Source organism: Streptomyces katrae, from assembly GCF_000966975.1.
GTDB classification, from domain to species: Bacteria; Actinomycetota; Actinomycetes; order Streptomycetales; family Streptomycetaceae; genus Streptomyces; species Streptomyces katrae.
This window is the reverse complement of the sequence record NZ_JZWV01001406.1, coordinates 1-3,299: the sequence shown is the minus strand read 5'-3', so window position 1 is coordinate 3,299 and position 3,299 is coordinate 1. Positions and strand designations below refer to the sequence as shown.

The 3,299-nt window shown below is 74.2% G+C and carries 2 protein-coding genes and 2 pseudogenes; 3 read left to right on the top strand and 1 reads right to left on the bottom strand.

What is annotated here, in order from left to right; all coding sequences use genetic code 11:
- Positions 1–553: pseudogene (locus tag VR44_RS37750) on the bottom strand (N-acetylmuramoyl-L-alanine amidase); the annotation flags it as partial.
- A 140-nt stretch (positions 554–693) separates the two neighbouring features.
- Between VR44_RS37750 and VR44_RS37745 the strand changes: the two are divergent.
- From VR44_RS37745 to VR44_RS46670, 3 genes and pseudogenes are all read left to right on the top strand, one after another.
- Positions 694–1,443, top strand: coding sequence for a TIGR03089 family protein (locus VR44_RS37745; protein ID WP_045952192.1), 750 nt, complete (start codon positions 694–696; stop codon positions 1,441–1,443).
- A 183-nt stretch (positions 1,444–1,626) separates the two neighbouring features.
- On the top strand, positions 1,627–2,883 hold the full coding sequence (locus tag VR44_RS37740) for an LCP family protein (protein ID WP_045952191.1): 1,257 nt from the start codon (positions 1,627–1,629) through the stop codon (positions 2,881–2,883).
- Positions 2,884–3,105: 222 nt separating this feature from the next.
- Positions 3,106–3,299: pseudogene (locus tag VR44_RS46670) on the top strand (LCP family protein); the annotation flags it as partial.

Genomic DNA, 3,299 nt, shown 5'->3' with positions numbered 1-3,299 from the left:
CCGAGCCCGGGTCGACGAGTTCGATGCGCAGGCCCGACGGGAGCCGTCCGGGGCGGGCGGCCCCACGGGTGGGGGCGGGGGCGTGGTCCGCCTGGACGCGGACCTCCACGCCGTCGGAGGGGCCGACCCACAGGGGGGCGGTGGCGCCGCGGAGGCGGCCGGTGCCGCGTTCGGCCGCGTCGGGGTCGGCGGCGTGTTCACCGTTGTGGGTGTCCACGTCCTGCCAGTCGGACCAGGCGCCGGTGGTCACGGAGCGGGTGCGGACCTGGACGCGGCCGCCGAGTTCGGCGGCCGCGTCGTCCCAGACGACGCCGACGAGCGAGAACGTCTTGGCCAGGCCCCGGGTGTCGGCCAGGTCCGGGGAGGCGCTCATGCCGGGGACGCCGGGGATCCGGGCGGTGGCGGAGGGGCCGAGGGGGACGAGGGGCAGTGACTGGGTGGACCCCGGGGTGACGGGGACCGCCTCGGCCAGGGCCGGAGTGGAGAGCGCGAGCGGCAGCGCCAGTGCGGCGGCCGTCACGACACCGATCGAGGAAGCAAGGAATCCGCGCATGCAAGCGATGCTGGGCGCGGCCACCACGAAGCGCCATCGGAGAACTGACGGTCCGTCCGACGGCGCGCCGGGCGGGCTTCCCCTGGACGGGCGAGCCGCCGCCCCCCGTACGGGGGAGGTGCCCGCGTACGCTGGGGCGGGTGAACGCCATTGACCGCACCCCTGCCGACCTGCTGCGATCCGCGCTCGCCGCCGATCCGGGCCGTCCGCTCGTCACCTTCTACGACGACGCCACGGGCGAACGGGTCGAATTGTCCGTCGCGACCTTCGCCAATTGGGTGGCCAAGACCGCCAATCTGCTCCAGGGCGACCTGGGTGCCGAGCCGGGTGACCGGCTGGCGCTGCTGCTGCCCGCGCACTGGCAGAGCGCCGTGTGGCTGCTCGCCTGCGCCTCCGTCGGGGTGGTCGTGGAGATCGGCGGGGATCCCGCCGACGCCGACCTGGTGGTGAGCGGGCCGGACACGCTGGAGGAGGCCCGTGCCTGTTCCGGTGAGCGGGTCGCGCTGGCGCTGCGGCCGCTGGGCGGGCGGTTCCCGCAGCCGCCGGCCGGGTTCGCGGACTACGCGGTGGAGGTGCCGGGGCAGGGTGACCGGTTCGCGCCGTTCGTTCCGGTGGACGCGGACGGGCCGGGGCTGGTGGTCGGCGGCGAGGAGCTGTCGTACGCGGAGCTGGTCGAACGGGCCCGGCAGGACGCGGGCGAGCGGGGGCTCGGTGCGGGTGCCCGGGTGCTGTCGGGGCTGGGCTTCGACGGCTGGGAGGGGCTGTCGGCGGGGCTGTACGGGCCGCTGGCCGCGGGCGGCTCGGTGGTGCTGTGCCGCAACCTGGACCGGCTGGCGCCGGAGGCGCTGGCGCAGCGGGTGGAGAGCGAGCGCGTCACCCACACCGCGTAGGCCGCCGGGCCGGGGCGGCAGGGGCGGTCGGGGCGATTTGTCACCCGTACGGGTCTAGACAGGCCCCCGCCCCCAGGCCGTCCGGCTTCCCCGGGGGGAGTATCGCTGCAGGCCGTGCTCACCCGTACGGCCCCTGTCCGGTGCGGCGGAGCCGCGCCGGCACGGCGAGGGGACGGTGCGCGAGTGAGGGACGGCGCGGGCATACCGGACGACGCCGGAACGGCCGCCGGCGCGGGAACTCCCCGGCGCGGCCGCCGGCGGCGGCTGCTGCTGCGCTGGATCGGGCTCGGGGCCGTGCTGCTGGTCCTCGCGGGGGCCGCGGCGGGCTGGTGGCTGTACGCCAAGCTCGACGGGAACATCACGGAGGACACCTCCGCGGCGTCCGAGCTGCGCCGGTACGAGCGCGAGCGGCCGGAGCACTTCGCGTCGGGAGCCCAGAACATCCTGCTGATCGGTTCGGACTCGCGCGCGGGGCCGGAGAACGCGGGCTACGGGCAGGACGGCGGCACGCAGCGTTCGGACACCACGATCCTGCTGCACCTGGCGGCGGACCGGCGCAGCGCGACGGCGGTGTCGATCCCCCGGGACCTGATGACGGACGTGCCGGAGTGCCTGGGGGCGGACGGCTCCCGGACGGGGGACCGGTTCGCGCAGTTCAATTGGGCCTTCCAGTGGGGCGGGGCCGCGTGCACGATCCGTACGGTCGAGAAGATGACCGGGATCCGCGTCGACCACCACATGGTGGTGGACTTCGGCGGGTTCAAGAAGATGGTGGACGCGGTCGGCGGGGTGGAGGTCTGCCTGCGGCGGCCGGTGGACGACGCGGAGGCGCATCTGCGGCTGCCCGCGGGCCGGCAGGTGCTGGGCGGGGAGCAGGCGCTGGGTTTCGTCCGGGCGCGCTACAGTCTGGGCAACGGCAGTGACACGGAACGGATGGAGCGCCAGCAGCAGTTCCTCGGCTCGCTGTGGGAGAAGGTGAGCAGCAACGGGGTGCTGTTGAACCCGGCGAAGCTGTATCCGGTGCTGGACGCGGCGACCTCTTCGGTGACCACGGACCCGGGGCTGGCGTCGCTGCGGGGGCTGTATGAACTCGCACGGGGCGTACGGGACATACCGGCCGACCAGGTCAAGTTCCTGACCGTGCCGCGTCGCCCGTACGCGGCCGACCCCAACCGGGACGAGCTGGTGCAGCCGGACGCGGCCCGGCTGTTCGAGCGGCTGCGGGCGGACCGGCCGGTGGTGGTGACGGTGCCCGAGGTGTCGCCGAGCCCGGATCCGGAGCCTGCACGACCCTCGCCCGGTGTCTCCGCGGAGGACTCCGAGGAGCCGTCGGACGACGGTTCGGGCGGGCCGTCGCCGACGGGAAGCGGAACCCCCCAGACAGCCACACCCGCCCCCGCATTCACAGGAACCACGGCAGCCACGGCCGACTGCCGGTAAAGCAATCCAAAAGCTGCCCGCCTGACCGAGCCGGATGAGCGCTTTGGCCCGTTATAGGGGGAGTGGATTTTGTCACCAGCATGGTTTGCGGCTGACCTGGCCGGATAAGGTGAGCGATCCGGTGCACCGGCTGCGAAGAGGCCGTGCACCAGCAGCCGGATCGTTGACCGCGTGCCTGGGGGGAGGCGCGTCGCGAAGCACCGACGGAGGATTCGAGCAACCGTGGATGCGCAAAGCCGTGGACGGGCGGACGAGATCGACCCCGCCGACCAGTGGGTTCTCAATCCCCGCACTGGCAACTACGAACTGCAACTGGGCCGTTCCGCTACGCAGCGGCGCGTCGCCTCCGCCCCCCGCAGGACCCGCAGATCCTCCACCACCACGGCTCCCGCGGCCCCGGCCGCTCCCTCCCCCGC